At 42.7% G+C, this 25,748-nt stretch carries 32 protein-coding genes and 1 pseudogene; 21 read left to right on the top strand and 12 right to left on the bottom strand.

Annotated features, from left to right (window positions below; translation table 11 throughout):
- Positions 1-7 precede the first annotated feature (7 nt).
- From FW774_RS12220 to FW774_RS12195, 6 genes are all read left to right on the top strand, one after another.
- Complete coding sequence (locus tag FW774_RS12220; RefSeq protein ID WP_149348488.1) at positions 8-487, top strand: cupin domain-containing protein; 480 nt, start codon at positions 8-10, stop codon at positions 485-487.
- Positions 488-1,084 (top strand): DNA alkylation repair protein, encoded by a 597-nt coding sequence (locus FW774_RS12215; RefSeq protein ID WP_149348487.1) that lies wholly within the window; start codon positions 488-490, stop codon positions 1,082-1,084. It begins immediately after the preceding gene.
- Between the two features lies 1 nt (position 1,085).
- Complete coding sequence (locus FW774_RS12210) at positions 1,086-1,484, top strand: GNAT family N-acetyltransferase (protein ID WP_149348486.1); 399 nt, start codon at positions 1,086-1,088, stop codon at positions 1,482-1,484.
- Between the two features lie 90 nt (positions 1,485-1,574).
- Positions 1,575-2,996 (top strand): glycogen synthase, encoded by a 1,422-nt coding sequence (locus FW774_RS12205; protein WP_149348485.1) that lies wholly within the window; start codon positions 1,575-1,577, stop codon positions 2,994-2,996.
- Between the two features lies 1 nt (position 2,997).
- The gene (locus tag FW774_RS12200) at positions 2,998-4,260 is read left to right on the top strand and encodes a glucose-1-phosphate adenylyltransferase (RefSeq protein ID WP_149348484.1); all 1,263 of its coding nucleotides are present in this window, start codon (positions 2,998-3,000) and stop codon (positions 4,258-4,260) included.
- A gap of 85 nt (positions 4,261-4,345) precedes the next feature.
- Positions 4,346-4,675 carry a hypothetical protein gene (locus FW774_RS12195; protein WP_149348483.1) on the top strand — a complete coding sequence of 110 codons (330 nt, stop codon included), beginning with the start codon at positions 4,346-4,348 and terminating at the stop codon, positions 4,673-4,675.
- 427 nt (positions 4,676-5,102) lie between these two features.
- On the opposite strand, the gene FW774_RS12190 is transcribed toward FW774_RS12195, so the two are convergent.
- The 6 genes from FW774_RS12190 to FW774_RS12165 form a co-directional block, all read right to left on the bottom strand.
- Positions 5,103-6,113: an inorganic phosphate transporter gene (locus FW774_RS12190; RefSeq protein ID WP_149348482.1), complete on the bottom strand. Its 1,011-nt coding sequence runs from the start codon at positions 6,111-6,113 to the stop codon at positions 5,103-5,105.
- Positions 6,114-6,126: 13 nt separating this feature from the next.
- Positions 6,127-6,774, bottom strand: coding sequence for a DUF47 domain-containing protein (locus FW774_RS12185; RefSeq protein WP_149348481.1), 648 nt, complete (start codon positions 6,772-6,774; stop codon positions 6,127-6,129).
- A 291-nt stretch (positions 6,775-7,065) separates the two neighbouring features.
- A complete protein-coding gene (locus tag FW774_RS12180) occupies positions 7,066-8,115 on the bottom strand; it encodes a sensor histidine kinase (RefSeq protein WP_149348480.1) in 1,050 nt (349 codons plus the stop codon).
- 30 nt (positions 8,116-8,145) lie between these two features.
- Positions 8,146-8,412 carry a type II toxin-antitoxin system RelE family toxin gene (locus tag FW774_RS12175; protein WP_149348479.1) on the bottom strand — a complete coding sequence of 89 codons (267 nt, stop codon included), beginning with the start codon at positions 8,410-8,412 and terminating at the stop codon, positions 8,146-8,148.
- The gene (locus tag FW774_RS12170) at positions 8,409-8,750 is read right to left on the bottom strand and encodes a hypothetical protein (RefSeq protein WP_149348478.1); all 342 of its coding nucleotides are present in this window, start codon (positions 8,748-8,750) and stop codon (positions 8,409-8,411) included. The genes FW774_RS12175 and FW774_RS12170 overlap by 4 nt, the downstream gene beginning before the upstream one ends.
- A gap of 32 nt (positions 8,751-8,782) precedes the next feature.
- Entirely contained in the window at positions 8,783-9,748 is a 966-nt protein-coding gene (locus FW774_RS12165) for an isopenicillin N synthase family dioxygenase (protein ID WP_149348477.1), read from the bottom strand.
- Positions 9,749-9,956: 208 nt separating this feature from the next.
- On the opposite strand from FW774_RS12165, the gene FW774_RS12160 reads away from it, so the two are divergent.
- The 5 genes from FW774_RS12160 to FW774_RS12140 all read left to right on the top strand — a co-directional run bounded on the left by FW774_RS12160 (position 9,957) and on the right by FW774_RS12140 (position 14,549).
- The gene (locus tag FW774_RS12160; protein WP_149348476.1) at positions 9,957-12,056 is read left to right on the top strand and encodes a HEPN domain-containing protein; all 2,100 of its coding nucleotides are present in this window, start codon (positions 9,957-9,959) and stop codon (positions 12,054-12,056) included.
- Positions 12,057-12,070: 14 nt separating this feature from the next.
- A complete protein-coding gene (locus FW774_RS12155) occupies positions 12,071-12,697 on the top strand; it encodes a bifunctional precorrin-2 dehydrogenase/sirohydrochlorin ferrochelatase (RefSeq protein WP_149348475.1) in 627 nt (208 codons plus the stop codon).
- A gap of 61 nt (positions 12,698-12,758) precedes the next feature.
- Positions 12,759-13,253 (top strand): RrF2 family transcriptional regulator, encoded by a 495-nt coding sequence (locus FW774_RS12150; protein WP_149348474.1) that lies wholly within the window; start codon positions 12,759-12,761, stop codon positions 13,251-13,253.
- 195 nt (positions 13,254-13,448) lie between these two features.
- A complete protein-coding gene (locus FW774_RS12145; RefSeq protein ID WP_149348473.1) occupies positions 13,449-14,234 on the top strand; it encodes a hypothetical protein in 786 nt (261 codons plus the stop codon).
- A gap of 105 nt (positions 14,235-14,339) precedes the next feature.
- A complete protein-coding gene (locus FW774_RS12140) occupies positions 14,340-14,549 on the top strand; it encodes a hypothetical protein (protein WP_149348472.1) in 210 nt (69 codons plus the stop codon).
- 190 nt (positions 14,550-14,739) lie between these two features.
- Here FW774_RS12140 and FW774_RS12135 read toward each other — a convergent pair whose 3' ends face one another.
- Entirely contained in the window at positions 14,740-15,273 is a 534-nt protein-coding gene (locus FW774_RS12135; RefSeq protein WP_242457809.1) for a 5' nucleotidase, NT5C type, read from the bottom strand.
- 109 nt (positions 15,274-15,382) lie between these two features.
- Here FW774_RS12135 and FW774_RS12130 point away from each other — a divergent pair, with 109 nt between their 5' ends.
- The 3 genes from FW774_RS12130 (at position 15,383) to trmD (ending at position 17,360) form a co-directional block, all read left to right on the top strand.
- Positions 15,383-15,955 (top strand): 30S ribosomal protein S16, encoded by a 573-nt coding sequence (locus FW774_RS12130; protein WP_149348471.1) that lies wholly within the window; start codon positions 15,383-15,385, stop codon positions 15,953-15,955.
- 97 nt (positions 15,956-16,052) lie between these two features.
- Positions 16,053-16,580: a ribosome maturation factor RimM gene (rimM, locus tag FW774_RS12125; RefSeq protein WP_149348470.1), complete on the top strand. Its 528-nt coding sequence runs from the start codon at positions 16,053-16,055 to the stop codon at positions 16,578-16,580.
- 105 nt (positions 16,581-16,685) lie between these two features.
- Positions 16,686-17,360 (top strand): tRNA (guanosine(37)-N1)-methyltransferase TrmD, encoded by a 675-nt coding sequence (gene trmD, locus FW774_RS12120; RefSeq protein WP_149348469.1) that lies wholly within the window; start codon positions 16,686-16,688, stop codon positions 17,358-17,360.
- A gap of 27 nt (positions 17,361-17,387) precedes the next feature.
- Here trmD and FW774_RS12115 read toward each other — a convergent pair whose 3' ends face one another.
- Positions 17,388-17,732 carry a hypothetical protein gene (locus tag FW774_RS12115; protein WP_149348468.1) on the bottom strand — a complete coding sequence of 115 codons (345 nt, stop codon included), beginning with the start codon at positions 17,730-17,732 and terminating at the stop codon, positions 17,388-17,390.
- A gap of 138 nt (positions 17,733-17,870) precedes the next feature.
- On the opposite strand from FW774_RS12115, the gene FW774_RS12110 reads away from it, so the two are divergent.
- The 7 genes from FW774_RS12110 to FW774_RS12080 all read left to right on the top strand — a co-directional run bounded on the left by FW774_RS12110 (position 17,871) and on the right by FW774_RS12080 (position 22,075).
- Complete coding sequence (locus FW774_RS12110; protein ID WP_149348467.1) at positions 17,871-18,149, top strand: hypothetical protein; 279 nt, start codon at positions 17,871-17,873, stop codon at positions 18,147-18,149.
- Complete coding sequence (locus FW774_RS12105; protein WP_187774886.1) at positions 18,142-18,846, top strand: sensor histidine kinase; 705 nt, start codon at positions 18,142-18,144, stop codon at positions 18,844-18,846. Before FW774_RS12110 ends, FW774_RS12105 begins: the two co-directional genes overlap by 8 nt.
- Before the next feature lie 274 nt (positions 18,847-19,120).
- Positions 19,121-19,468: a 50S ribosomal protein L19 gene (gene rplS / locus FW774_RS12100; protein WP_149348465.1), complete on the top strand. Its 348-nt coding sequence runs from the start codon at positions 19,121-19,123 to the stop codon at positions 19,466-19,468.
- Between the two features lie 56 nt (positions 19,469-19,524).
- Positions 19,525-20,655, top strand: a complete 1,131-nt coding sequence (locus FW774_RS12095) for a mechanosensitive ion channel family protein (RefSeq protein WP_149348464.1) — start codon at positions 19,525-19,527, stop codon at positions 20,653-20,655.
- Positions 20,656-20,802: 147 nt separating this feature from the next.
- Positions 20,803-21,465, top strand: a complete 663-nt coding sequence (locus tag FW774_RS12090; RefSeq protein ID WP_149348463.1) for an endonuclease III domain-containing protein — start codon at positions 20,803-20,805, stop codon at positions 21,463-21,465.
- A 53-nt stretch (positions 21,466-21,518) separates the two neighbouring features.
- Entirely contained in the window at positions 21,519-21,749 is a 231-nt protein-coding gene (locus FW774_RS12085; protein ID WP_149348462.1) for a hypothetical protein, read from the top strand.
- Between the two features lie 11 nt (positions 21,750-21,760).
- On the top strand, positions 21,761-22,075 hold the full coding sequence (locus tag FW774_RS12080) for a type II toxin-antitoxin system PemK/MazF family toxin (protein WP_149348461.1): 315 nt from the start codon (positions 21,761-21,763) through the stop codon (positions 22,073-22,075).
- Positions 22,076-22,103: 28 nt separating this feature from the next.
- On the opposite strand, the gene FW774_RS12075 is transcribed toward FW774_RS12080, so the two are convergent.
- From FW774_RS12075 to FW774_RS12060, 4 genes and pseudogenes are all read right to left on the bottom strand, one after another.
- Positions 22,104-23,045, bottom strand: a complete 942-nt coding sequence (locus FW774_RS12075; RefSeq protein ID WP_149348460.1) for a serine hydrolase — start codon at positions 23,043-23,045, stop codon at positions 22,104-22,106.
- A 146-nt stretch (positions 23,046-23,191) separates the two neighbouring features.
- Positions 23,192-23,725, bottom strand: coding sequence for an REP-associated tyrosine transposase (locus FW774_RS12070; protein WP_149348459.1), 534 nt, complete (start codon positions 23,723-23,725; stop codon positions 23,192-23,194).
- Positions 23,726-23,815: 90 nt separating this feature from the next.
- Positions 23,816-24,696, bottom strand: a pseudogene (locus tag FW774_RS12065) (cupin-like domain-containing protein).
- Positions 24,697-24,801: 105 nt separating this feature from the next.
- Positions 24,802-25,680: a cupin-like domain-containing protein gene (locus FW774_RS12060; RefSeq protein WP_149348458.1), complete on the bottom strand. Its 879-nt coding sequence runs from the start codon at positions 25,678-25,680 to the stop codon at positions 24,802-24,804.
- Between the last annotated feature and the right edge of the window lie 68 nt (positions 25,681-25,748).

Here is a 25,748-nt window from a genome sequence, read left to right as displayed (position 1 = left end):
TCAACCAATGAGCGCCCAAACCCTAATCCAACAGTTACAGCTTCAAAAACATCCCGAGGGTGGTTTCTACCGGGAAACTTATCGATGTAGCGATACATTGACCAGTAGTAACAAAACACGGAACGTAAGTACCGCCATTTACTACTTGCTTGAGAATGCTGACAGATCACACTTTCATCGCATTCAATCCGATGAATTATGGTTTTTCCACCAGGGTGCAACAGTGGAAATTATCATGTTGACGGATGGTCAGTCAACAAGCATATTATTAGGCAACAACCTGGAACAAGGCGAGGTTCCACAAGTCATAATACCTGCCAATACCTGGTTTGCCGCACGGTTAAAACACGCCAACGGTTATGCGTTGGTAAGCTGTACCGTAGCGCCGGGATTTGACTTTGCAGATTTTGAACTGGCCGGAAAGGAAAGTTTATTACAGCAATATCCTCATTCGAAAATTCTTATTGACGATCTTACCCTGCCGTAAATGAAGCAGCTTCTTGACCGGTTAAAACAAACTGAGCATGGCTTTAAACACATTGTTGAGGCCGGCAACCAGTTATTGGCAGATCAGAGCCTCAGTCACTTTGACCTGGCCAAAACCTTCTTACAGGATGAAAGTTATCAAACCCGTATGCTGGGCACTTATCTCCTGGGACAACTTTCTGTACAGCATACAAAAGCTTTAGATATATTGTACCATACGGTAAGCAAAGACGAAAACTGGCGGGTACAGGAAATGCTGGCCAAAGCTATCGACCATTATTGCCGTGTTACAGGTTATGAAAAATCCCTGCCGGTAATCAAGCACTGGCTTGCTCCCCCAAATCCAAACACGAACCGGGCTGTAATTGAAGGCTTGCGTATCTGGACCAATCGCCCGTATTTTAAAGATAATCCCCAAGTAGCTATTGCGCTGATCAGTCCGCATAAAACCAGCAATAGTGAATATCTGCGTAAGACGGTTGGAAATGCATTGCGTGATATCCGCAAAAAATATCCCGCACTGGTAAACCAGGAAATCCAGCGATGGGATCTGACCGATAAGCATACGCTATCTGTTAAAAAACTGATAGAAAAATAACATGGAGATAACTTATAAAACCGATATAACACCCGATATCAACGAAATCATTGACGTGTACAACAGCTCAGGTATTAACCGGCCTACCGATGACAAAAAACGGATAGCCCGCATGTATGAAAACTCAAACCTGGTTGTAACAGCCTGGCATAATAATATGCTTGTGGGCATATCACGCTCATTAACCGATTATTGTTATTGCTGCTATCTCTCTGATCTTGCAGTGAGAAAAGAATACCAGAAAGAAGGTATCGGTAAACAATTGATCGCTATAACAAGAAAAAAAATCGGCGATCAAACTACGCTTATTTTGCTTGCCGCACCATCAGCTATAGATTATTATCCAAAAGTTGGATTTCAAAAAATTGATAACGGCTACATTATAAAGCGGTTGATGTAAAAGCTCTATAGTTAAAAAAACCACCGAATAATTTGCCATTTAGTTTTAATTGTTACTAACTTATACGCCAATAAGCATGTTCCAATAATTATGGAGGTTATTCATTTTAGCGCAGAGTGCTACCCGGTGGCAAAAGTAGGCGGATTAGGTGATGTGGTAGGCGCACTGCCCAAATACCAATGTTTACTCGGCATTGATGCCCGCGTGGTAATGCCCTATTACGAACGCAGCTTTGTGCAATCCGGAACATTTGATGTTGCTTATGAAGATCAGATATCCCTCGGTAATACGCCTTACACTTTTCACATTCTAAAAGAACGCGAAAACAAATTGGGCTTTGAATTATACGTGGTACATATTCCAGGCTTATTAGACCGTACCGAAGTATATGGTTATCCCGATGAAACGGAGCAATTTGTCGCCTTCCAGTTGGCAGCGCTTCAATGGCTTAGCAAGCGCCAGGAACTGCCGGACATACTCCACTGCCACGACCATCATAGCGGACTTATTCCCTTTCTGGCAAGCTACTCGAAGCCATACGAACGCCTAAAAACCATTCCCACCATTTGCACCATCCACAACGGACAATACCAGGGCTGGATGGGTTGGGATAAATTACATTACCTGCCCGATATCGATCTGAGCAAAACCGGCTTATTAGATTGGGGCGGCTGCATCAATCCGCTTGCGGCATCTATAAAATGCTGCTGGGCATATACAACAGTATCCGAAAGTTATTTGCAGGAGCTTCATCATCATTCTAACGGCCTGGAATTTTTATTCGAGCTCGAAGGTCAGAAGGGCTACGGTATCCTTAATGGTATTGATACCGATGTATGGAATCCGCAAACGGATACCATGATTGTAAAAAAATATAATCAGCGAACCGTTTTAAGCGGCAAAACGGCAAACAAGCAAGCTTTATGCAGCCAGTTTAACCTGGATGCCGATAAACCGTTAATAACCTTTATAGGCCGGCTGGTTGGTGAAAAAGGCGCCGATCTGCTGCCCGAGATCATCTTCAGCAGCCTGACAAAATACCCCGGCGAAGTTAATTTCTTGGTATTGGGTTCCGGCGAGCAACACATTGAGCACAACCTGCTGCAGCTGGCCCAAAAGTTCACCAAACATTATAACGTCTACATTGGTTATAACGAAGCGCTTTCGCATCAGATATATGCCGGCGCCGATTTTTTACTGATGCCCTCGCGGGTTGAGCCCTGCGGACTAAACCAGTTATATGCCCTCCGGTACGGAACCGTGCCGGTAGTACGGAGCACCGGCGGCCTGAAAGATACCGTTATTGATATGCAGCTGGATGATGGCTACGGAATTTGTTTTGACGATGCTTCGGTACAAAGCGTATGCTATGCCATAGACCGTGCGGTTGTAGTGCATGCCGACCATCCTAAAATGCAATTGCTTCGTCGTAAAATGATGGGCTTAGATTATTCGTGGAAACGCTCTGCAAACCAATATATCCAATTATATCAATCTTTTAAATCTAAATAGTATGACGTCAAAGGTAATTTCAGTAATCCTGGGCGGAGGCCAGGGAACCCGCCTTTATCCGCTAACCGCTACCCGTTCAAAACCAGCCGTATCTATAGCGGGAAAATACCGCCTGGTAGATATACCGATATCCAACTGCTTAAATTCGGGCATAGACCGCATATTTGTGCTTACACAGTTCAATTCGGCATCATTAAACAAGCACATAAAAAACACCTATCATTTCAGCATTTTTGGCAGCGCCTTTGTAGATATCCTTGCCGCCGAGCAAACACCGCAAAGCACCAACTGGTTCCAGGGAACAGCCGATGCCGTGCGACGATCGCTGCATCACCTGGCGCCCTTTGATTTTGAATATGTGCTTATCCTTTCGGGAGACCAGCTGTACCAGATGGATTTTACCGATATGATGAATTTCCACGAGCAGAATAAAGCCGATGTTTCGGTAGCCACCATTCCTGTTACAGCACGCGACGTTCCGGGATTCGGCATCATGAAAAGTGATGAGAACCATATTATTACCGCTTTTGTAGAGAAGCCAAAATCCGGATTCGAATACCTGGCTTCGGAAGTAAATGAAGAGCTTCAGGCACAGGGACGCATTTACCAGGCTTCAATGGGAATATACATCTTTAACCGCGATGTATTGTATGATATGCTCACTAACGATCCGCATACCGATTTTGGCAAGGAGATCATCCCATCGGCCATTAATACCCATAAGGTAATCAGCTACCAGTACGATGGTTACTGGACGGATATTGGAACGATCCCATCGTTTTACGAGGCCAATATCGGTTTAACCGATGATATCCCCAGCTTTAACCTGTTTGATAAACATACCATATTTTCAAGGGCACGCATGCTTCCGCCCTCTAAAATATCGGGCACTATTGTAGATAAGGCCTTAATAGCCGATGGTTGTATTATCAATGCCAGCCGGGTAGAACGCAGCGTGATCGGTATTCGCACACGCATTGGTAAAGAAAGCACTATTATTGCCAGCTATGTTATGGGAAGCGATTATTATCAAACTTTAGAGCAGCTACAACAAGCGCAGCACGATAATGTGCCCATTATTGGTGTGGGAGAACGGTGTTATATTGAAAATGCCCTCCTGGATAAAAATTGCGCTATCGGCAACGATGTAACCATTAAAGGAGGCCCTCATTTAGCAAACGGCGACTACGAAAAATACGTAGTCCAGGACGGAATTGTGGTTGTTAAAAAAATGGCGGTCATTCCCAACGGATTTACCATTTAACTCAAAGTCAGGGAGCGGTTTATAAAATTCATACATTCTTCATATAAGCAGCTTAAATTGGATCAACTATTTAAATAAAATCAATATGAAAAAGTTATTAAGCTTAATTGCTGTTACGGCTATTGCATTTTCTACAACATTTGCACAAACAGCACCAACTGCCAAAAAGGAAGTAAAAAAGGTAACAACTACTAAAAAATCAACAACAACTGCCAGCAAAAAGGCCCCTGCTACCGCGGTTAAAACAACAACTACCACTACAACCAAAACAACCGCAGCAGGCCCGCTAAAAAAAGATGGCACGCCAGACAAACGCTACAAAGCAAACAAACAGGCTGCGACAACCGGCCCGGCTAAAAAAGACGGAACACCAGATATGCGCTATAAAGCCAATAAGGCTGCAGCTAAGAAGTAAGTATTCAAGGCGGGGCTGACCAAGAGCTCTCGTCATCCCGACCCCTCCCGTACATACGGGATCGGGGAGAGGGATCTCTGCCAGAAGCGCTTAGGAAGAAGATTTTGCTTCGCAGCTACTTCGTGGTCTCCTCTCCCGAGACTTCGCATAGGCGTTAAGTTAAGAAAGAAACACGTTCAATAATGGCAAAAGTACCTCCCCCTTCCTGCGCACATTGCTAACACGCCCTCCGCCAACTGGCGGAGGACAGGCACAGTTCGATACTAATTTTACAAAAGTTAGGCAGGTTAAGGCGCTTGTATATCCCTCCGCCAGTTGGCGGAAGGGGCAGGGGGAGGATTTACCCTTAAATTGACGCGAATACGAGACTTCGGGATCGCCGAAATGACGCTGCTTTTTGATTTTTGGTCAGCCCCGTAGTAATCTCTCAGATAAACAGGTTCATAAAGAAATACATAATACCTGCCAGCAAAGCGGACACCGGTATAGTAAGCACCCAGGCCCACAACAGGTTTATGGTAACTCCCCATCGCACTGCCGAAACCCTTTTGGTTAAACCTACCCCGATAATAGAACCGGTTATGGTGTGTGTAGTGGATACGGGTATAGCAAAGTGTTCGGTAATACCCAGGGTTATAGCTCCGGCCGTTTCGGCGCTCACTCCTTCCAGTGGGGTAACCTTGGTAATACGCGAACCCATAGTTTTCACAATACGCCATCCGCCGGTCATCGTTCCTGCTGCTATAGCTCCGTAACACACTATCGGTATCCACTCAGGCATAGGGGCATTAGCCGTAATAACTTTAGAGGCTATCATCGATACATAAATAATACCCATTACCTTCTGGGCATCGTTACCACCGTGGGTAAAGCTTAATGCTGCCGAAGAAAGCAGCTGCAGGCGCCTGAACCATTTTTCGGCCGTTGCCGGGCGGGCATTTTTAGAAATGTTAATGATAATAAGTGTAATAATTACCGATATAAACATCCCGATAAAGGGCGCCAGCACAATAAACGATACGATCTTCACTACATAGCCCATATTTACAGCATCCAGGCCACTATCGCCCAATATAATAGCATGGGCAATACCTGCTCCGCCAAAACCGCCAATAAGCGTATGCGATGAGCTGGACGGAATGCCATAATACCAGGTAAACAGGTTCCAAGTTATGGCAGCAATTAATCCGGCCAGTATAACGTGAAGCGTGATGTAATGCTCTATAACGGTTTTAGCAATGGTATTGGCTACCTTATGATCGGTGAAATAAAAATAAGCGGCGAAATTGAAAACGGCTGCCCACAAAACAGCCTGAAACGGTGTTAAAACCTTGGTAGAAACAATGGTTGCTATGGAGTTTGCCGCATCGTGAAAGCCGTTAATATAATCAAATGCAACAGCCAGTATAATAACAATTACCAGTAAAGAAGTGACCATACGTTAACGAGGGTTATGCGTTTTTAACCAGGATAGATTCCAGTACATTCGCGGCATCTTCGCATTTATCGGTAGCTGTTTCCATGGCAGCCAGCAACTCTTTATATTTAATGATAACCTTAGCATCCTCCTCGTAATCAAACAATTGAGCCACTGCACGATCAAAAATATAATCCGCCTGGTTTTCCATACTGTTTATACGGACGCATGAATCGGTAATTATGCGTATATTTTTAAAATTCTTCAGCTCACGTACAGCCTTGTCAATATCAACACAGCCCTGTAAAATCAGCTCTGCAATTTTAATGATCGGCTCGGTCATCTCCGTGACGTTGTACAGCTCAATGCGGTTGGCCGAACCGTGGATATAATCAGCAACATCATCTATAGCCGAGGCCAGGGCATGAATATCCTCACGGTCAAAAGGAGTAATAAAATTTTTACCTAATTCCAGGTGTATCTGGTGGGTGATATCATCGCCTTTATGCTCCAGATCTTCAATACGCCTGATGCACTCGATACGATGTGCATGGTCTTTTGCAGTAACGGCTTCCTGCAATGTTTCGCCTAAACGAATAAGATTGCTGCTGGCCTGCTCAAATAAGGGGAAAAATACCCTGTCCTTAGGAACAAAATATTGAAAGATGCTATTTAACGACATAATATCTGATTAATCTATCCGGACAAAAGTACAATCCCAATGTTAAGTTAATATTAACTTAACATGCGTTCGACCATAAATATATAAAAATCATATTTTGTCCAACTGTTGGCAGAATGGAAATCTGTTTTTTTTAGCTTTAAAAACTCTCAACAGATGCTTATTGTGTTTAAATTTCATAAATCAATGTTTTATTGCTGCTGGTGGGGACACCAGCCCCGGCTGAGGCCATGGACGGTGTCTCCACCGTCCATCCACAATAACCACATACATGAAATTTAAACACGTTTCTTAGTTAATAGGAAACGGCTGCATAACACGCTCAAGCGTAAAACCAAATGTAGAACCTACACCTTCGGTGCTTCTAACCGAAATAGTTTGCTGATGCGCTTCAATGATATGTTTAACAATGGCTAAGCCAAGTCCTGAGCCGCCAATTTGCCGCGAGCGGCTTTTCTCGGTACGGTAAAAACGTTCAAATAAACGGGGCAAATATTTCTCTTCAATTCCCGAGCCGTTATCGGTAACCTCAACCAGGATCTGATCATGCAGCTCAAAAATTTTTATGAATGTTGAGCCATTCTCCTTACCGTATTTAAACGAATTATCTATAAGATTTACCAGCACCTGGCGTATTTTTTCCCTGTCGGCATGAACCAGCGTAGGATATTGATACTTATCCTTAAAAACAAGTGAGATCTTATGCTCGCTGGCGCTTCTCTCCATTGATTCAATGACTTCCTTAATGAGAACCACCAGGTCAAATTTTTCGTAATTGATCGGGATCTCACCGCTTTCCAGCTTCGAGATAGCATCCAGGTCTTTGATCAGGAAGCTCAAGCGATCCAGGTTACGGGAAGCCTTCTCCAGAAACTGCTTTGATTGTTCCTCGTCTGCAAAACCATCTTCCTGCAAGGCCTCAATATAGCCCTGGATAGCAAACAAAGGCGTTTTAAATTCGTGCGATATGTTAGACAAGAACTCACGCCTGAACTGCTCCTGGTTTTTGAGTGCCTCAATTTCAGATTTTTTATCCCTGGCCCATTCCTTTACTTCCTGCTGTACATCATTCAGCGGATCAGTGCTTCCCGCCACATAATCGCCCAGCGCATCTTTCAGGTCTTTGCCCAGTTTAAGATTATGTATCAGCTTGTAGATCAGCTTTATTTTACTATAAATGTACCGTTCTATTAAATAGTAGAACACAATGAAGCTGCTCACCAGGCTTATCGAGAACGTAATAAGCAGGTAATACCAGCTATGCTGAAAATAAAAATTCACAATAGCCAGCGATATGGCTACTGTAAGCGCATTAATGAGTACCAGTACTGAGAGCTTCATGGTTTAGCATATTAAAAAGAGCAACTAAAACTATGGATAATATTTGTAAATATCTTTTCTATGAAGAAAGCGCTCAAACAATACTTCGTCATCGCTGATTAAAATACCCGCACGATAATCACCAATTTTTATTCGATAATGATTTTTAAAACCTGTCAGTTTTTTAACGCTCGGAATATCACTTATAGAACTAGCTTGAGACACCTGCTCAATACATACAGCAATCCTGCTTAAAATTTTAGAATCTTTTATTTTATCCGTATCCTTTTCAAAGCGTCTGTCAATCTTCAGATTCATTTAGATTTAAGCTTTTTCAGGTATTCTTCTGTATCAATATATTGCTTTGTGCGTCCTTGCTTCATCGCATTAGCTAAGCCAATATCCTCTAAATCCTCATTAGTGAGCACTTTGGTTTTAATACCAATTTTTTTTGCAAGGTCAGCCAATACCTTCAGGTCTTTTTTTGATTCTGTCTGCAACAAAAGTGTCTCCATCTTTATGATATATTTAATTTCTACAAATATACACCAGGACTGTTTTACTTCTTTACCTGTTTTATCACCATTGTTCAAGCGAAAAAGCTGCTCGGTGGCAGCTATATCGGTAAAACATATTTTACCATCTTCGGCAAGCATTTTCAACCCATTACCACTTTCAACTCAGAACACTACATCTTCAACCCAATCTCTCTTAATCGTTCATCCAGGTATTCTCCGGCAGTCATATCGGTGTATAATTTAGGATGCTGTTCATCAATGCACGAGCTTAACGAAGTTAGCTCCATCTTGGCTTTGGGATGCAGAAAGAACGGAACGGAATAACGGGAAGTTTTCATCAGATCACGCGGCGGATTTACCACCCGGTGCGTGGTGGACTTCAGCTTGTTATTGGTAAGACGCTGCAACATATCACCCACATTAACCACAATATCCTCTACCTTAGCCTTAACGGGATACCATTGCCCGTCAACCGTAAGCACCTCCAAACCATCAGCGCTTGCACCAATAAGCAGTGTAATCAGGTTGATATCTTCATGCGCACCGGCACGCACCGCATCCGGAGGTAAAGCATCCGGATCTTCTATCGGGAAGTAATGGATACCCCGCAAAATAGAGTTCCCGTTATGTACCTTATCGTCAAAATAATGCTCATCAAGTCCCAGGTAAACCGCAATAGCCCGCAGCAAATGGATACCGGCATATTCCAAACGCTCATAAACTTCCTGGGTAACCTCGTTAAAACGCGGCAGCTCGGCAACAAGAATGTTATCTGGATATTCATCTTTAACCGGGTCGTTATCTTTAACTGTTTGTCCCCGTTGCCAGAATTCTTTCAGATCCGGTATTTTGGCATCCTTTGCTTTTTCCCGTCCTTTGCTGGTATACCCTCGCTGACCGGCCAATTCAGGTTTTTCGTACGAACGCTTTACCTCATCCGGTAACGCAAAAAACTTCTTCACCTGATCGTATAGATCATCCAGCAACTGCTGAGGCAACCCATGATTAGCAATGGTTACAAACCCTATTTCGGTAAATGCCTTGCCAATATCGTCAGAAAACTGCTTCTTCTGCGCCGGAGTGCCTTTAATATAATCGTCCAGGTTAAGACGTGGAATGTTTACAGATGCCGCCATTGTTCAGTCAATTTAATTTCAACCGAATCTACAATATTTTGTCAAAAAAATATTTACCCGGTCAAAAAATGAATATTAACCATTGATTTACAGCCACTTATATTTATAGTGACCACGATCATTTTATTTTAAAATAGCAGATTATATTTTCATAAAATATGATTAATATGTAGCTTTGCATCCTATTACAATAGTAATTCTATAGAAAATGCAAAGTTTCAGAACGGAATTAGAAAACCCGATAGTTGAAAAAGAGATCATTGCCCTTGAAAGAAATATACGTCTCTTCCAGGATGGCAAGATAGATAATGACAAATTCCGCAGTTTACGTTTAGCCCGTGGTATTTATGGTCAGCGCCAACCCGGCGTACAAATGGTTCGCATCAAATTACCACATGGCCAGGTTAATGTTAATCAATTGGGTCGTATATGTGATGTTTCTGATAGCTATGCTACCGGAAATCTGCACATCACTACCCGCCAGGATATACAGATACACTTTGTAAGCTTAGCCCGTACACCACAATTATGGGCAGAATTGGCACAGGATGGTATTACCTTACGGGAAGCCTGCGGCAATACCGTTAGAAATATTACGGCATCGCCGATGGCTGGTATTGACCCCGACGAGCCGTTTGATGTAACCCCTTACGCCCAGGGCTTTTTCGAGTACCTGGTGCGTAACCCGATATGCCAGGAAATGGGACGTAAATTTAAAATTACATTCTCATCGTCTTCTAAAGATACTTCGTTTGTTTATGCCAACGATATCGGTTTCATCCCGAAAGTTAAGATAGAAAACGGTCAGGAAGTACGCGGCTTTAAAGTTTTTGTGGGCGGAAGCTTGGGCGCACAGCCGTACATTGCCAACCTGGTGAGCGAGTTTATGCACGAAGACCTGATCATTCCGTTCGCAGAATCTATTATCCGTGTATTTGACCGTTATGGCGAGCGTACCAAACGTAATAAAGCCCGTTTAAAATACCTTATACAGGATATTGGCATAGAAGAGCTGTTACGCCTGGCCGAAGGCGAGCGCCTGGCATTAAAAAGTAAAGTTTACAAAATTAACCGTGAAACAGCGCCTGTAAAACTTCCGCCGGAAACTATATACGAAGCCCAATGCAGCGATCCGCTGAAATATGAATTGTGGCTAAAAACCAATGTTTTTGCACAAAAGCAGGAAGGTTATCACGCCATTGGATTAAAGATCCAAAACGGTGACATCAAAACCCCTATTGCACGCAAATTGGGCAACCTGGTACGTCATGTAGCGGCAGACGATATACGCTTTACACACTCGCAGGGCATTTTACTGAAATATGTACGCACAGAAAACCTGCTGTATGTGTTTGAAGAGCTGAATAAGCTGGGATTGGCAAATCCGGGCTTTGAAAGCGTAGCCGATGTTACTTCATGCCCCGGAACCGATACCTGTAACCTGGGTATTTCAAACAGTACCGGCATTACCCGTGAGCTTGAGCGGGTTATTCTCGAAGAATATCCCGACCTGATCTATAACAGGGATATTACCATTAAGATAAGCGGCTGTATCAATGCTTGCGGACAGCATGCCCTGGCCTCCATCGGGTTTCATGGTTCGAGCATGAAAATAGGTAAAATGATAGCGCCGGCCTTACAGGTTTTGCTGGGCGGCGGCTCTACCGGCGACGGACATGGTGTAGCTGCCGATAAAGTGATCAAATTACCAAGTAAACGCGGGCCTCATGCATTGCGTACTATTTTAGACGATTACCAGGCTAACGCTTACGAAAACGAATTATTCAATCAATACTATCAGCGGCAGGGCAAAATTTATTTTTACGATTTGTTGACCCCGCTGGCAAACCAGGAAACCGTTACAGCCGACGATTTTATTGACTGGGGCCATACCGAAGCCTACAAACCCGAAATTGGTGTAGGAGAATGTGCCGGTGTAATGATCGACCTGATTGCTACCCTGCTTTACGACGCTGAAGACAAATTAACTAACGCCAAAGAAAGTCTTGAGGCTGGAGATTATGCCGATTCCATTTACTACAGCTATGCCGCATTTATTCATTGCGCTAAAGCCATATTAACTGCCGAAGGCATTAAAACCAATACACAGGCCGGTATTATTAAAGATTACGATGAACAACTGATAGCCACCGGCAAGATATCTTCGCCCGTTTCATTCAGCAAGATGGTTTACCAGATCAATGAAAATGAACCCTCTAAAGAGTTTGCAACATATTACCTGGAACAAGCCGGGCTGTTTAAGAAACAGGCTGTTGAATACCGGCAGGCACAATTGGCAGTAAGCTAAACATACAAAGGGTGATGAACAAAGACGCCCTGCATAAAAATACGCTGTTCCCCGTTTTTTTAAAGCCGGAAAATATCCGGTTTTTAATTGTGGGCGGAGGCAATGTGGCACTGGAAAAATTACAAGCCATATTCAGCAATTCGCCGGCAGCAACCGTAAAGCTGGTGGCCGGAAAAATAGCACCGGCAACCTTGCAGTTTCTCCGGTCAAGGCAGATCCCATACGCTGAAAAATCATTTTCAGAACAGGATCTGCAGGATGTGAACCTGGTTATTGTAGCCGTGAATGATAAAAATGCAAGCCGGCAGATAAAAATATGCTGCCGGCATCATAACATTCTTACCAATGTTGCCGACACTCCCGATCTATGCGATTTTTATTTAAGCTCGGTAGTTCAGAAAGGTGATTTAAAAATTGCCATTTCAACCAATGGGAAATCACCCACCATAGCAAAACGCGTTAAAGAGGTGTTAACCAAAGCTTTTCCCGATGAAATTGACGATGTTTTAGCTAACCTCGCCGCCATCCGCGAACAATTATCAGGCGATTTTCAACAAAAAGTACAGCAGCTTAACAAGATCACAGAAGTGCTGGTTGCCTCAAAAAACAGCGAGGTCAACCGCTCCTCATCAGATTTCTGACACTCCCGGTATTTTTATTTCACGTTTATTTCCTAATTTTAACTATTAAACCGTTTGAAAGTTGTTAACCAAGAAAGCAAAATACGCATTTAAGGCCCTCATAGCATTGGCCCGGAACGAAGGTAACCGGCCCATGCTGATATCAGATATAGCAGAACAGGAGCAGCTGCCTAAAAAATTCCTTGAAGCCATATTGCTTGAGCTAAAACGCAGTGGTTTTTTAGGAAGTAAAAAAGGCGCCGGCGGCGGATATTACCTGATGAAACCTGCGCAGGAAATTAAAATGTCGGCCATTATCCGCGTTATTGACGGGCCCATTGCCCTGCTACCCTGTGTAAGCTTAAACTTTTATGAACGTTGCGAGGAATGCACCGAAGATTATTGCGGCATACGCGATGTAATGCGTGAAGTTCGTGATGCTACCCTTAAAATTTTAGGCGATACCAGTATCTGGGATATGATGAAAAAGGAAGATGAGCTTAGCCCGGAAAAGGCGCTCCCGCCAACGCAAAGCTCTGGCACAAAAGGCAAGGTATCTGATATTGTGGATTTGTAGAATCAAGTATTAAGATTGTCTGATTGTTGCATTGTTATATTGTCGCTTGTTATCAGCCTACAATGTAAAATGTATAACCTACAACTTATAACCTGCTTCGCCCCTAAAAACCTTACACCTTCACGCCCTCCGCCTTCCACCCTAAAAAATGGCATAACTTTTTCTTATATTTTATTGTTAGAAATATATTTGGCAATGAAGCAACACTCTACGCATATTACTATAAAATGGTTAACAGGATGTATCGTTTTGTTTTTGGGGCTATCCTGCAAGTACTTTAAGCCTAATCATCCGCAGGCAGAGTTACAAGCCAACGAAAGCCTTAACGAAGCAACTATAAATACCTATGTAGATTCTGTAAACGCTACATTAAACCAGGCCGAAAAAACTTCCAGTTTAGTGTACACATTAGGAGATTCGTCGTTTTACGTTACGCGTTATACCTACAATAATGCGCCTGTTTTATACGAGGAAACATGTGATAAAGCAGAGCTCGGTTATAGCAAAAGGCGTTATTATTTAAAAGATAACCGGGTAATATTTTACTCAGAAAACAGCAAGGCAACCCCATCTGACAAGCCATACCGCATCATAAAAGAATATTACCGGAATGATGTCATGTTTTATGCCGAGGAGAAGCAAGGTACAGAACAGGATATCGCTTCGCTGCCTTTTACAGAAACCAACGTCGCGACAGCTCAATCGCAAACCAGGCTTGCACGCTATGAGGATGCCCTGAACCAACGCGGAAAATTCGATTTATTTTTCGAAGGAATTACAGAATATCCCAAAGCCCGCTACCTGATATTAAGCCGGAAAGAAATTAACGCTTACCGGGCACCGGTTCTGATACCTGACGACGATGACCTGATTCGCGAAATTGCAGGTAATCCCAACAAATACCGGGGCGAAAAGCTATACCTGACCTGGAAGATTGTGAATGGTGAGGCCGTTTATCAATCCGGAAAGTTGAAACAATAACGTTCAGGAAACAGTACAATTTGATTTCTAATTGATGCTGGTTTTATATTAAATCAAACAAAACTTCGCTTTGCGTGCTTAATAGTTACAATAAACCTGAAAATTATGAGAACATTTGGAGTTGTATTAATTGTAATTGGCATAGTCATGCTGATCTGGGGTGGATTTACCTATACCAAAAAAGAAAAAGTGATTGATGCCGGCCCGCTCGAAGTTTCGGCTGATAAGCAGAAAACAGTAAACTGGCCGCCTTACGCCGGCGCTGTGGTTTTAATAGCCGGCATTGCCGTTGTTGCTACCGCAAAAAAGCGTTAATTGCTGATTAATACGGATTCGATAAACAATATAAAGATTGCTTCGCTGCGCTCGCAATGACGCCGCTATTTTCGCCGTTGCGAACTGAAGTATAGGATCGTGGTAGAGTGAAGCAATCTTAATATGGATACTAATAAGGTAATCGAATTTATGTCGATTATGTTGCTGGCGATACGCTAAACGAACAGCTTTACAGCAATTTCGCAGCCACTTCTTTCCAGTTATTCACACGCTCATAATGTGAAATAAGCATGTTATGCGGTGATGTAAACAATAGCTTCCGGCCCTTAAAATCAATAAAGTTTTTAATACGGTCGTCAATCATAATATCGGCATCAACAATTTTATTGCCGCAAAACACAATATGCTTCCAGTCAATAAAAGGAAGATGCTCGGCCAGCCAGTCAAATTTATCTTCCAGCGAGTTCCTGAATTCCATGGCGGCAGAAACAATATACACCTCGTACTTATCGTGAAGCGCCTTAATCACATCATAAGCATCCGGAAACAGTTCAAGATCGCGGAAGAATCCTTTCTCATGAATATACTCGTAGTATTTCTGATTGATCTCTTCGGGTAATATTTCGTAAAATTCCTTGCCGGGAACTAACTTGATATCCAGCGGTACATTATAATCACGGTTATAAAGTCTTAAAAATTTATTGATAACATCGGCAATTACCTCGTCCATATCAATGGCGATTCTGAGCTTCTCCTGAGACATGCCGGCAAAAATAGGCAATTGGCTTTTTAATAGTAATTTTTTTATATCTTTGCAGCCCCGCAGCATGTGCTCCGGGAACTATGTTGGATACATAAATCATTAAAAAAGAATGGCAACTAAAATCAGATTGCAAAGATTCGGTAAAAAAGGGAAGCCTTTTTACCATGTAGTGGTAGCAGATTCACGTGCTCCAAGAGATGGTCGTTTTATTGAGCGCTTAGGTTCATACAACCCAAACACCAATCCGGCTACCATTGACCTTAACTTTGATAAAGCATTGCAATGGGTAAATAACGGCGCACAGCCTACCGATACAGCCCGTGCTATTTTATCATACAAAGGTGTTTTATACAAAAAACACTTAGAAGGCGGCGTTAAAAAAGGCGCTTTAACTGCAGAGCAGGCCGAAGCAAAATTCAACGAATGGCTTTCTGCTAAAGAAGGTCGCATCAACAGCAAAAAAGACGGTTTGGTTAAATCGAAAGAAGAAACCAAAAAAGCTGCTTTAGCTGCTGAAGCCAAAAAGAAAGAAGAAAAAGCTGCTGCCATAGCTGCTAAAAATACACCTCCGGCAGAGGAAGCTGAAGCTCCTGCTGAGGAAGAAGTTGCAGAAGGCGAAGCCCCTGCAGCAGAAGCCCAGGAAGCTCCGGCTGCCGAAGCAGGCGAAGAGACCGCTGAATAACAGCGTATTCTTTTACATATAATAGCGAAGTTCTTTCAAAAGACCTTCGCTATTATTGTTTAAGGCCATTGATAATGGCTTCATCGATTAAAAGCGAATGAAAACAGAAGACAGTTTTTACATTGGTTATATTACCAAAACACGCGGGCTGAAAGGCGAGGTACAAGCTTACTTTGAATATGACGAGCCGGAAGAGTTGGAGCTCGATACTATTTTTGTAGAGATAAATGGCAAGCTCGTTCCATTTTTTACGTCAGCCGTTAAAATGCAGGCCAATAAAACCGCCTATCTATATTTAGAGGATATTACGACAATTGACCAAGCCGCACAACTGGTAAAAAAAAGCATTTACCTGCCCAATTCAAAAAAGCCGCAACGTAACGCCGATGAGTTTCGCTATACCGATCTGGAAGGTTTTATAGTACATGATGCCAACCACGGCGAATTAGGCGAAATTATTGCCATACATGAATATCCGCAGCAGCTTGTAGCTGTGGTAGCATACCAGTTCCGTGAAATCATGTTTCCGTTAAACAATGATTTTATCGATGAGATTGATGAAGAAGCCGGTATTTTACACGTAAATTTACCCGATGGCCTACTGGATGTGTATTTGGGAAGCTGAATGAGTTACGAGTTATATGTTACGGGTTACGAGATTACCAGACCCATAACCCGTAACTCACAACACGCAACAGTATAACAAATAAACCAACTAACAACCGCTTCTATGCGTTTTGACATTATATCCGTTTTACCTGGCCTGCTCGAAAGTCCGTTTGCTCATTCTATTTTGCAGCGTGCACAAAAAAAGGGGCTGGTTGAGATTTGCGTACATAACCTTCGCGATTATGCCTTTAACAAGCACAAAAGCGTGGACGATTATCCGTACGGTGGCGGCAGTGGCATGGTGATGGCCATCGAGCCATTTGCCCGGTGTATAGAATCGCTTAAAGCAGAAAGAAACTACAGCGACGTAATTTTTATGACACCTGATGGCGAAACGCTGAATCAAAGCATTGCCAACAGCCTCTCCATTGCGAAAAATATCATCATTTTATGCGGCCATTACAAGGGCATTGACCAGCGCATACGTGATATATTTGTGACCCGCGAAATTTCTATTGGCGATTATGTGCTCTCTGGCGGCGAATTGCCTGCCGCAGTTCTGGTTGATGCCGTTGTACGCCTTATCCCCGGTGTGTTATCTGATGAAACATCCGCCTTATCTGATTCTTTTCAGGGGGAATTGCTGGATGCCCCGGTTTACACCCGTCCTGCCGATTGGAACGGACATAAAGTGCCTGATATTTTACTAAGCGGCAACCAGGCTGCTATTGACAACTGGCGCTATGAACAGGCGCTTGAACGCACCCGCATCCGCCGTCCGGATTTGCTGGATTGAGAAATTCCCGCCTTCCCTGCCGGATAATTATTTTGAGCGGGTAAGCAGCTCTATGATCCGCTCTTTATCCTGAACCTGGCTTTTCAACATTTTTACCAACTCCTGGTACGATACCAACTCATTCCTCAGATTCGAATAAGGTACATATTCCTCGGCAACCACGTGCTGGGGTGTTTCGGTTACATCCGGGAAGAAGCTTCTGGGCGATATTTCTAATATTTCGGCCATACGTTTCAGGTCGGCATACTTAATAGATTCTCTCACCAGGCTGCGTTTTAATCCATCAAAAGTTTTACCCATTTCGGATGCAAGCCAGCTTAGCGAGCGGTTTTTTTCTTTAAGTATTTCGTCTATAAGGTCCTTGAGCGGCATAAATAAATAGAAATAAATTCTTTATATGATTGTAATATTTATTTTTGTTGGTAAACTTTACATACAATTGTATTTATATTACAAAAATTTGTTGTAGTTTCCCAAAATTCTATGGTAATAATACAAAATTTTGTGCTTATGAATAAATACCGCATTAACGCTTTACTCTCCAATCTTCCCATGAAAGATTACCATAAAGCACTGAAAATAATCCCCAAAGTAATCGGGGTATCGGCAAATACATTTGCTAATTACCGCAATATCAGGATAACGGAATCCCGCGACATTCCTCACCAGAAAGTTGTTCAGCTTGAACGGATATTCGGCCTGGCGCCGGGCGGGCTGGACAATTTTGATACCAGCAATAAAACGCTGCGCCAGCTTCTTAATGAATTTAACGACGAGAATCATGATTAACTTCCATAAAAAACGTTCTTCAGGGCCCGATATAAACATGCTGCTGCTTGGCATGATCGCACACGATATTAAAGCGCCACTTAACCAGCTTGCTGTTTATCTTGAAACATTAAAGGCTGATGATTTGAACGAAACGTGCCGGGATATTGTGGGGGTATTAAATGCGCACATCAACTCATCGGGTGCGTTGTTAGATACCATGCTGGGATGGGTAAACCTGCAGCTTACCCAAAAATTACCCCAGGTTAGCCAATCTGTACTGCTAAAGCTTCAGGCCGATCTGATCATTATTTCGGTTAAGCAACTGTTCATTGATAATGAATCGGTTATTGAGAACCGTATTGATCATAACATGCGGGTTAAGCTGAACTTACCGGTTTTTGAGTTTGTGTTGCGCAATTTATTATTCAATGCCATTAAGTTCAATAAGCCGCCTGTGCGTGTAGAAGTTTCTGCCAGCTGCCATAAAAAAACCATCCGCATCTGCGTTAGCGATAATGGCATAGGCATGTCTGCTCATGAAATTGAGCAATTGTTTAATTCGATAAACAAGCAAAAAAACGGTATGGGTAAAGGTGCCGGATTAGGATTACTATTGTGCCACAATTGCCTGCAACAGTACGATGGTAAAATCTGGGCCGAAAGCAATGATCAGCAAGGTTCTTCTTTTTATTTTATGCTACCCTTAGGAAGTTGAAATTAAAAGGTTAAAGTTGAAAGTTAAGCACAGCGTCCCCCCTCCGACCAGTCGGGGTTGAAAGTTGAGCAAGACGGATCCCCCGCAATCCGGGATATAAATGGCTTGATGTAAACCAGTACATACACCTGCAATTGTAATCCGGCAATAAAGCGTACAGCATCTCAGAAAGCGCCCCCGGAAAAAATAAAAAAGGTTTTTTATTGCCAAAAATATTGCCTAATATTGCAATCCGATTTTTACGGGTTAAAAATCAGTTTAATTGCTTAAAATCATGGATTTAGTAAAATTTGTTGAAGAACAGGCTATCGAAAAAAAGGAAGTTCCGGCATTTAAAGCGGGCGATACGATCAGCGTTCATTATAAAATACGCGAAGGAAACAAGGAACGTATTCAGATATATCAAGGTGTTGTTATTCAACGTAACGGCGCTGGCGCTACAGAAACATTTACTGTGCGCAAAGTATCAAACGGAATTGGTGTTGAGCGTATCTTCCCGGTAAATTCGCCCAATATTGATAAAATACAAGTGAACAGCTACGGTAAAGTTCGTCGTGCAAAACTGTTCTACCTGCGTGACCTTACCGGTAAAGCGGCCCGTATCAAATCAAAAAGAGTATAAGATAATTTTTTATATTGCAGCCTCCTATAGTTATCCTGTAGGAGGTTTTTTTGTTTATGTTCCGTTTAGACAACACATTCTGGCAGCATGAAATCTGGGGGAACTCCCTGAAAAGCTACGTGCTGTTTTTGAGCATCCTCCTGGTAGGAATTATTCTTAAACGCATATTCTCAAGGCTCATCAGCAAGCTGCTCTACCGGTTGTTCGGGCGTTTTAAAGAAGGAGTTAAAGCACAAACTTTTGTATCGCTGCTGCTAAAACCTATCGAATTATTTATCCTGCTGGATGTTATTTACCTGGCCATCAACCAGCTCAGCTATCCGCTGGACGAAATCATATTCCGCCGGCACACGGTTGTTGATAAGAAAACCATCACCTACTCGGTAACCCTTATTGATGTTATTGACAAGCTTTTCCTGTTTCTCATTATTGTTTCGCTGTTCTGGATCATTCTGCGCATTATTGATTTTATTGCACACGTATTTGCCAACAGGGCCGCACAATCCGGCTCAAGGGCAGAAAGCCAGCTGATACAATACCTGAAAGAACTGGTTAAGATCGTAACCTGCATTATCGGGATATTTGTGATCCTGGGTTCTGTATTTAACCTGAATGTGGCCACGCTTATTGCCGGTCTGGGCATAGGCGGTATTGCCATTGCACTGGCTGCTAAAGAAACGCTTGAGAACCTGCTGGGCTCGTTCACCATTTTTATAGATAAGCCGTTTATTGTGGGCGATTATATTAAGGTTGACAGCATTGAAGGCACAGTTGAGAAAGTAGGCTTCAGAAGCACCCAAATTCGTACATCCGAAAAAACAATTATATCGCTGCCTAACAAGCGGATGATCGATTCGGCGCTTGAAAACCAAACATTGCGCAATGCCCGCCGGGTTAAATTTTTCATCGGCTTAACGTACGATACGCCGCCTGAGACCATCCAGCAAATATGCAGTGAGTTGGTTGAAAAAATCAACCAGCATCCCCAAACGGGTAATGATGCCCTGGTTAATTTCGATAATTTTGGCGACTGGTCGTTAAACCTGCAGGTGCTTTACCATACGGATATCTTAGACTATGCCGAACACATGAAGATCAGGGAGGAGATCAATTACCAGATCATAGAAACGGTTAAAAAACGCGGTTCTGATTTTGCGTTCCCAACGCAGGTTAGTATTCAGCAGTAAAATTATTAACACCTAACTTTTCATTTGCTTACCGGGAGCTTCCGGTTGTTTCCTAAACATGATCTGCCTGTTCTGGTTATAAATATTGTTATACCCCGCTCTGTAATATCAAACATATCCGGGTTATTTCAGGTTATCCGGATAGTGATGAAATATCCGTTCGACCTCGCTACCGTATTGAACCGCATTGCCCAAACGATGGCCGTTTATCCCAGGGCTGCTATGTTTGAGCTTTATGAACGGGGTTATACCAGCCTGTTTGAGCAACTGATTGCATGCATTATTTCCATCCGCACACTGGATGAAACAACTATCCCGGTAGCCGAACAATTATTTTCGCTCGCCCGCACTCCTGATACAATTGCTAAACTTGCACCGGCTCATTTAGAGCGTATTATCTCCCGTTCTACTTTTGCCGAACAAAAATCACATACAATACTGACTATTGCCCGTATTGCAGAAGAACGCTATCATGGTAAATTACCGGATGATTTTGCACAACTTACAGCGCTAAGAGGCGTTGGCCCTAAATGCGCTAACCTGGCGCTGGGCATTGTTTCGGGCAAGGCGGCCATCAGTGTGGATGTCCACGTTCACCGGGTGGTAAACCGCTGGGGACTGGTACACACCCGGCAGCCTGAACAGACGTTAATACAATTGGAGCAAATTATTCCTGAAAACAGATGGATCGATATTAACCGCCTGCTTATGCCTTTTGGTAAACATATTTGTACCGGCAGGTTACCACAGTGCTCTGTTTGCCCGGTGTTAGAATACTGCCGGCAGGTAGGTGTAACGGAGCACCGGTAAAGCTGCTCTGAGGTATATACTATTTACATATACTTTTGTAAAAAAGATGTATAATGAAAACGCTATCATTAAAACTTGACGATAAGATTTTTGATGAAACCGAAGAGATTATATCACAACTAAAGCTTGCCAGGAACCGGTATATTAACGAAGCGGTTAATATGTATAATCTTTTTAATAAACGGAAACTTTTAAAAAAGCAACTTGCCAGGGAATCAAAATTGACCGGCAAAGATGCCATGGATGTATTGTATGAGTTTGAAAGTTTAATTGATGAACATTAAAGCAGCACGATATCTGGCTTGCCAACCTGAACCCAAGCAGAGGTACCGAACCAGGTAAAGCAAGGCCTGTGGTTATCATCCAAACCGACCTCTTAAATGAATTTCATCCTTCAACCTTGGTATGTCCGGTTACATCGAATGTAAACCCCGATATCCAATTATTACGGGTAAACCTGGAGAAAAATCAACTTGATAAACCAAGTGACATTCTTGTTGACCAGATTCGTGCTATTGATAATAAACGGCTGATAGAGAAACTGGGCCGGTTAACCAGAGAACAAATTCAAACGCTCAAAAATAATATCAGAATTGTGCTGGATTTGTAACACGCTATCAGTTTCTACTTTTATCCTTTTACGGCACATCATACACCGAAAATTTCTCCATGCCGGCCGAAGGTTTCCAGTTGGAATCTGGTTCAAAATAATGCCATAATAATGCTGAAACATCACGAATAAGCTGCCAGCCCTCATTAGCTGCGTGCCATGACTGATCCTGAAGGTTTTTAGTGATGACACTAAACACATAATCGCCGTGAGGTGCATTAACCAATACCGTTTCTGACCGGGATGCATTGATAGCACCCTGCTTCGATGCTGCCTGGATGTATGGCGGAATCTGCGACAGGGCAATGCCATCCCAGTAAATACGTATCAGGTTACGGTACATTCGCTCACTGGCAGCCGGACTAACCACGTGACCGTTGCGTATCTGTTCAAACAGGCCGGCCATTTCGCGGGGTGTAGACTGTCCCCATCCATATTTTTCACGGTATTGCTCTCTTCCTGTAGCATGAGAATTAACACGTGTATGTTCATATCCATGCGCTGCCAGCCAGTTGTTAATATTGTCACTGCCGGCCAACTGTTGTAACCACAGGCTTGCGGTATTATCGCTGGTGGTAATACTTAGCAACTGTACCTTGCTCAGATCAATAAAGGTGCTGTCGGCCAGGCACCCGATAATATCATCTTTGTTATAGCTCAGGCTATCGCGATAAAGCAGCTTATCGTTATAATGCAATTCACCGCGTTCAATCTTATCGGCAATACCGATCATAATGGGAACCTTGATCATGCTGGCCGTTGGGAAAATCGTGTTGGCATGTATAGCAGCAATACTGCCCGTTTTTAAATTTTTTACGTAAATGCCCACATCACCATGAAAGTTCTTCACCAGTGCTTCCAGGGCGGTTTGCAGTTTTTTATCAGTGCGGGTTTGTGCCGATCCCATTAACGGAATGATTAATATCAGGTATAAAAATAGGCGTTTTAAAGTAGTGTTACAGTTATTCATACAGCATCAGGAAAAATTAAGATAAATTTAATTATTTAGTTAATAAGCCGGAGGCTTAAGGGTAAAAGCACTAAGCTGGAGCTTAGCGCCATCGAATCGATCGGGCGAAGCTCCAGCTTCGTCCGGAAACTATTAAGCCTCGGGGCTTACAACTCATACAATTTTAAGGCTGTGAACTGATTAGCACTACTGTATACATCATACTCTGGTTCGGTCACCATACCGGCAGCTACAGGATTATTGTGAATATATTGTATTTTCTGATCTATCCATTTATTACTCACAAGTTCTAACGGGTGATTTCGATGCTGCCATAACTGAAATTCCTTGTTACTTGCTTTATATTTTGCGAAATACTGTAGCTGGTAGATCAACCAATCTTTTCTGCTTTCTTGCAGATTATCCTTTATTTCCTGATAAATTTCTTTTGCTGAATAACTTTTAAAATCCCGCAATACGTCTGAAAGATGACCGGTCGATACATCCGCAATCATGTGGATATGACTGGGCATGATACAAAAAGCATATATCCGTAAGTTTTTATATTGCGTACAATAGTTCAGATTCCGGATAACGATATCTGCATATTCTTTCCGGGTGAATAGATCTATCCATCCTACAACGGTTAGGGTTACAAAATATAACCCTTCTGATGAGGCTATTTTGTATTTCTCTGACATGGTAAGTAAAGATAAATAATTTACTTAGCAAGCCGGAGACTTGAGAGCTAAAGCACTAAGCCGGAGCTTAGCGCCATCGAGTATGAAAAACTATCTAGGCTCTCCCTTCGCAAACGCTCGCTCTGCACGTTTAACAGCCAGCTTTTCGCGATACTGTGCATAGTTACTTTTAAATGCCATTTTTAACATGCTGTCTACTCCTCCTTTTACAGCCAGATTGTATAACGACTGGGCTTTCCGGCTCCAGGATGCATCCCAGGCACGCAGACTCAGCGAGAACGAGCCATCCAGATATTTCATCCAATGCCACATCCCGGTAGGCATAAACAGCGTGTCGCCATGTTCCAGAAATACTTCATAACCTTCTATCCCGTTCAACGAAGGAAAACGGGTGATGTCGGGTTTTGAAACATCATAATCTTCTAACGCATAGGTGGCATTTGGAATGCAATAAAGACGTTTTTTCCACTTATTGTCAAACAGAATGATGTGTTTACGGCCAATAAAATGGGTATGAAAAATGTGCGGCAGGTCGATATCGTAATGTAAAACGTAACTGAGTTTGAGCCTCCAAAAAACATAGCCGGCATACTTTCCAGGAAACCGCCCATCAAATCTTTTGGCAGCATTATATCGTTCAAAAGTTCGGGAGCCTGTTTAAAAATATTAAAGAAAAATATCCGCAGTTCGGTGGGCTCTTTACGAATCAGATCCATGTATTCGCTAAAAAGCATGTGTGCCGCGGCTGCGTTTATGGGCTTTGCCGGATCGGCTTTTGAGTTATCATATAATGGGACGGTCTTATCGCCAACCACTTGTTTGAGATAGTCGGGTGTCCATTTTTCACGGGCAGGCCAATTGCGGGTTAGTCCTTTAATTACAACCGGACGACGCGGTTTAAGATAATTCTGAATGAAATCTGACTGGCTGATGGTATCTACTACATCAACCGGGCTTAGTTTGAAACCCATGCATTACTATGGCAATTATACTATACTGTACACTCAGTGTGGTTTAACCAATGCACCAAGGTAATATTAAGTTTGTAAATATTGACAATGCTTTGCCATATTTATTTATGGCTTACCTAATCTCATTGCTTTTTCTGCCCGCTTTATTGCCAGTTGTTCTTTCCAGTTCATATATTTCACACTGAAGTTCTTCTTCATGATGTCGTCGAACTTGCGTTGTACCGTAAGGTTGTACAGGCTTTTGGCTTTTACTGCCAGCGATTTATCCCAGGCCCGTAATGAAATAGAGAACGAACCATCCAGGTATTTCATCCAGTGCCACATCCCGGTAGGCATAAACAGGGTATCGCCATGCTCTAAAAATGCCTCTACGCCTTCAATACCATCTAATGCCGGGAATTTATCAAAATCAGGTTTTTCAATATCATAATCTTCCAGGGCATACGTTGCAAAGGGAATGCAGTATAAACGTTCACGCCATTTGTAATCAAACAACATGATGTGCTTGCGCCCATGAAAGTGCGTGTGAAAAATATGCGCCAGGTCAATATCATAGTGCAAAAATGTTACCGACCCCTGTCCGCCAAAAAACATATTCGGATAGCTGTCTAAAAAACCGCCCATCAATTCTTTAGGCGCCCGGTAATCTTCCAGTAACCGTGGAGCGTGTTTTATCGGGTCAAATAGAAATATCCGGAGATCAGTTGGTTCTTTTTGTATCAGGTCGATGTAATCGGCAAACTTCATTTCGGCCGCCGATGCGTTAATAGGTTTAGACGGGTCAGCTTTAGAACTATCGTATAATGGCACCGTTTTGTCGCCAACTACTTCCTTCAGGTAATCGAATGTCCATTTTTCAAAAGCCGGCCATTTCTGGGCCATTTTCCGGATAACTAAAGGTCTGCGTGGGTTCAGGTAGTTTTTTATGAAATCTTCGCGACTTATGTCATCAACTACATCGATGGGGGTAAGTTTTATAGCCATTTGTTAACAAAAATTTAACGTCACAAAATTAATCAAACGATTAACATTTAAAATAACGTGACTGTTTT

It is taken from the genome of Pedobacter sp. BS3 (assembly GCF_008274585.1).
GTDB lineage: Bacteria > Bacteroidota > Bacteroidia > Sphingobacteriales > Sphingobacteriaceae > Hufsiella_A.
The sequence above is the reverse complement of the archived record's forward strand: the minus strand, read 5'-3'. Positions and strand labels throughout refer to the sequence as shown.